A 5,268-nucleotide genomic window follows, 5' to 3' on the forward strand; every position below is an offset into this window, starting at 1 on the left:
CTGGAAGGCTTAGCTTCCGGGTTCGGAATGTGACCGGGCGTTTCCCCTCCGCCATGACCGCCGTAACACTATAAACCACATCAACCACACACCAAACCCGAACGTTCTCGGGGGGTGGTTGCTGGTTCAGATTCGCATAGTGGACGCGTAGCAGCTTTGTAAGTCAAGTCCTCGGCCTATTAGTACCAGTCACCTAAACCAGTTACCTGGCTTACAGCTCTGGCCTATCAACCCAATCGTCTATTGGGGGCCTTAACCCACAAAGGGGTGGGATACCTCATCTTGAAGCAGGCTTCCCGCTTAGATGCTTTCAGCGGTTATCCCTTCCGAACGTAGCCAACCAGCCGTGCCCCTGGCGGGACAACTGGCACACCAGAGGTTCGTCCGTCCCGGTCCTCTCGTACTAGGGACAGCCCTTCTCAAGTATCCTACGCGCACGGCGGATAGGGACCGAACTGTCTCACGACGTTCTAAACCCAGCTCGCGTACCGCTTTAATGGGCGAACAGCCCAACCCTTGGGACCTGCTACAGCCCCAGGATGCGACGAGCCGACATCGAGGTGCCAAACCATCCCGTCGATATGGACTCTTGGGGAAGATCAGCCTGTTATCCCCGGGGTACCTTTTATCCGTTGAGCGACACCGCTTCCACACGCAAGTGCCGGATCACTAGTCCCGACTTTCGTCCCTGCTCGACCCGTCAGTCTCACAGTCAAGCTCCCTTGTGCACTTACACTCAACACCTGATTGCCAACCAGGCTGAGGGAACCTTTGGGCGCCTCCGTTACCCTTTAGGAGGCAACCGCCCCAGTTAAACTACCCACCAGACACTGTCCCTGAACCCGATCAGGGCCCAAGGTTAGATATCCAAACCCAACAGAGTGGTATTTCAACAATGACTCCACCAACACTGGCGTGCCAGCTTCACAGTCTCCCACCTATCCTACACAATCAAGTCCGAATACCAATGTCAAGCTATAGTAAAGGTCCCGGGGTCTTTCCGTCCTGCCGCGCGTAACGAGCATCTTTACTCGTAATGCAATTTCGCCGGGCCTGTGGTTGAGACAGTGGGGAAGTCGTTACGCCATTCGTGCAGGTCGGAACTTACCCGACAAGGAATTTCGCTACCTTAGGATGGTTATAGTTACCACCGCCGTTTACTGGCGCTTAAGTTCTCAGCTTCGCCCCCAAAAGGAGCTAACCGGTCCCCTTAACGTTCCAGCACCGGGCAGGCGTCAGTCCATATACAGCGTCTTACGACTTCGCATGGACCTGTGTTTTTAGTAAACAGTCGCTTCCCCCTGCTCTCTGCGGCCATACCACGCTCCACCCGCAAAGGGGCTTCACGCGTCCGGCCCCCCTTCTCCCTAAGTTACGGGGGCAATTTGCCGAGTTCCTTAACCACAGTTCACCCGATCGCCTCGGTATTCTCTACCTGACCACCTGTGTCGGTTTAGGGTACGGGCCGCTCGAAACTCGCTAGAGGCTTTTCTCGGCAGCATAGGATCACTGACTTCACCTGAATCGGCTCGGCATCACGTCTCAGCCACATGCACCACGGATTTGCCTATGGTACGGCCTACACGCTTACCCCGGCACAACCACCGGCCGGGATCAGCTACCTTCCTGCGTCACCCCATCGCTTGACTACTACCACCCAGGTTCCCATGCACTTTCCGGTTCACCCGAAGGATCCCCATGAGCGGACAGTTAGCACAGACAGGTTCATCATGGTCGCTTCTTCGCGGGTACGGGAATATCAACCCGTTATCCATCGACTACGCCTCTCGGCCTCGCCTTAGGCCCCGACTCACCCAGGGCGGAATAGCCTGGCCCTGGAACCCTTGGTCATCCGGCGGAAGGGTTTCTCACCCTTCTTTCGCTACTCATGCCTGCATTCTCACTCGTGCCCCCTCCACAGCTAGGTCACCCTGCTGCTTCACCGCGGGCACGACGCTCCCCTACCCATCCACACACCTGGACCCCAACCCGAAAGTTGAAGCCGAGTCAACATGTGAATGCCACAGCTTCGGCGGTGTACTTGAGCCCCGCTACATTGTCGGCGCGGAACCACTTGACCAGTGAGCTATTACGCACTCTTTAAAGGGTGGCTGCTTCTAAGCCAACCTCCTGGTTGTCTAAGCGACCCCACATCCTTTTCCACTTAGCACACGCTTAGGGGCCTTAGCTGGTGATCTGGGCTGTTTCCCTCTCGACTACGAAGCTTATCCCCCGCAGTCTCACTGCCACGCTCTCACTTACCGGCATTCGGAGTTTAGCTGATTTCGGTAACCTTGTAGGGCCCCTAGACCATCCAGTGCTCTACCTCCGGCAAGAAACACGCAACGCTGCACCTAAATGCATTTCGGGGAGAACCAGCTATCACGGAGTTTGATTGGCCTTTCACCCCTAACCACAGGTCATCCCCCAACTTTTCAACGTTGGTGGGTTCGGCCCTCCACACGGTCTTACCCGCGCTTCAGCCTGCCCATGGCTAGATCACTCCGCTTCGGGTCTAGAACACGCGACTCAACGCCCTCTTCAGACTCGCTTTCGCTACGGCTACCCCACACGGGTTAACCTCGCCACATGCCACTAACTCGCAGGCTCATTCTTCAAAAGGCACGCCGTCACCTCACTCTTACAAGCTCAGCTCCGACGGATTGTAGGCGAACGGTTTCAGGTACTATTTCACTCCCCTCCCGGGGTACTTTTCACCATTCCCTCACGGTACTCGTCCGCTATCGGTCACCAGGGAGTATTCAGGCTTACCAGGTGGTCCTGGCAGATTCACGGCACATTCCACGAGTGCGCCGCTACTCGGGAAAACCCACAGAAGGTCAACTGCTTTCGCCTACCGGACTATCACCGACTACGGTTGGCCTTTCCAGACCATTCAACTAGCAGCAAACTTTGTAACTCCTCGGACATGTGTCAGCACATCCAGCGGGCTCCCACAACCCCGACCACGCAACCCCTGACAGGTATCACACGCAACCGGTTTAGCCTAAATCCGCTTTCGCTCGCCACTACTCACGGAATCACAATTGTTTTCTCTTCCTGCGGGTACTGAGATGTTTCACTTCCCCGCGTTCCCTCCTACACCCTATGCATTCAGATGCAGGTGACACCACATAACTGGTGCCGGGTTACCCCATTCGGACACCCTGGGATCACAGCTCGGTTGACAGCTCCCCCAGGCCTATCGCGGCCTCCCACGTCCTTCATCGGCTCCTGGTGCCAAGGCATCCACCGTCCGCCCTTGACAACTTGACCACAAAGATGCTCGCGTCCACTATGCAAATCTCAACAAACAACCAACCCACAACCCCACACCACAACACCAGACACCACAACCCGAACCCAAACGTTCGTTCAACGGTCATGACCGGTATGTTGCGGCAGGCCATGCCTGGCGCTTCCACCTGAAGAAAACCAAACCCAAACAGTTTGTTCCCTCAGGACTCAACAGGGTGTCTGAACCATCCCCCACACCAGCCGCACCAACCCACACCGTTCCACACCACCGCAGCGGCAGTACTAGAAGAGTTGGCCGTTGCCAGCCGAGAATGTTCACCAGTGTCTCCGCCAATCGAGCACCCCGACCCGACACTCGCGGGCCGCGGGCTCCATACCGCCATTACAGCGGATGGTGCTCCTTAGAAAGGAGGTGATCCAGCCGCACCTTCCGGTACGGCTACCTTGTTACGACTTCGTCCCAATCGCCAGCCCCACCTTCGACGGCTCCCTCCACAAGGGTTGGGCCACCGGCTTCGGGTGTTGCCGACTTTCGTGACGTGACGGGCGGTGTGTACAAGGCCCGGGAACGTATTCACCGCAGCGTTGCTGATCTGCGATTACTAGCGACTCCGACTTCACGGGGTCGAGTTGCAGACCCCGATCCGAACTGAGACCGGCTTTTTGGGATTCGCTCCACCTCACGGTATCGCAGCCCTTTGTACCGGCCATTGTAGCATGCGTGAAGCCCTGGACATAAGGGGCATGATGACTTGACGTCATCCCCACCTTCCTCCGAGTTGACCCCGGCAGTCTTCGATGAGTCCCCGGCCGAACCGCTGGCAACATCGAACGAGGGTTGCGCTCGTTGCGGGACTTAACCCAACATCTCACGACACGAGCTGACGACAGCCATGCACCACCTGTCACCGGCCCCGAAGGACCCCCCATCTCTGGAAGATTTCCGGCGATGTCAAACCCAGGTAAGGTTCTTCGCGTTGCATCGAATTAATCCGCATGCTCCGCCGCTTGTGCGGGCCCCCGTCAATTCCTTTGAGTTTTAGCCTTGCGGCCGTACTCCCCAGGCGGGGCGCTTAATGCGTTAGCTGCGGCACAGAGAACCGGAGAGGCCCCCCACACCTAGCGCCCAACGTTTACAGCGTGGACTACCAGGGTATCTAATCCTGTTCGCTCCCCACGCTTTCGCTCCTCAGCGTCAGTATCGGCCCAGAGACCCGCCTTCGCCACCGGTGTTCCTCCTGATATCTGCGCATTTCACCGCTACACCAGGAATTCCAGTCTCCCCTACCGAACTCTAGCCTGCCCGTATCGACTGCAGACCCGCAGTTGAGCCACGGGATTTCACAGTCGACGCGACAAGCCGCCTACGAGCTCTTTACGCCCAATAAATCCGGACAACGCTCGCGCCCTACGTCTTACCGCGGCTGCTGGCACGTAGTTGGCCGGCGCTTCTTCTGCAGGTACCGTCACTTACGCTTCGTCCCTGCTGAAAGAGGTTTACAACCCGAAGGCCGTCATCCCTCACGCGGCGTCGCTGCATCAGGCTTCCGCCCATTGTGCAATATTCCCCACTGCTGCCTCCCGTAGGAGTCTGGGCCGTGTCTCAGTCCCAGTGTGGCCGGTCGCCCTCTCAGGCCGGCTACCCGTCGTCGCCTTGGTAGGCCATCACCCCACCAACAAGCTGATAGGCCGCGAGCCCATCCCAAGCCAAAAAATCTTTCCCCACAAAACCATGCGATCCCGCGGGAATATCCGGTATTAGCCCCCGTTTCCGAGGGTTATCCCAAAGCCTAGGGCAGGTTACTCACGTGTTACTCACCCGTTCGCCGCTCGAGTACCCCGAAGGGCCTTTCCGCTCGACTTGCATGTGTTAAGCACGCCGCCAGCGTTCGTCCTGAGCCAGGATCAAACTCTCCAACAAAAACCTGTTGAAAAACAATCCCAGCAACAAAAAGTTGCCAAAGGAATCTCCACCAACATCCAAAGATGTCGACGGGGTATCAAACCAAT

Annotated in this window: 3 rRNA genes; all 3 read right to left on the reverse strand. The window is 57.2% G+C overall.

Annotated elements, in window-relative coordinates:
* Positions 1-65, reverse strand: a 5S ribosomal RNA gene (gene rrf / locus ACFFIA_RS42470); the annotation flags it as partial.
* Positions 66-159: 94 nt separating this feature from the next.
* A 23S ribosomal RNA gene (locus ACFFIA_RS42475) occupies positions 160-3,276 on the reverse strand.
* Positions 3,277-3,663: 387 nt separating this feature from the next.
* Positions 3,664-5,179, reverse strand: a 16S ribosomal RNA gene (locus ACFFIA_RS42480).
* Positions 5,180-5,268 lie beyond the last annotated feature (89 nt).

Source organism: Phytohabitans kaempferiae, from assembly GCF_042433955.1.
GTDB classification, from domain to species: domain Bacteria; phylum Actinomycetota; class Actinomycetes; order Mycobacteriales; family Micromonosporaceae; genus Phytohabitans; species Phytohabitans kaempferiae.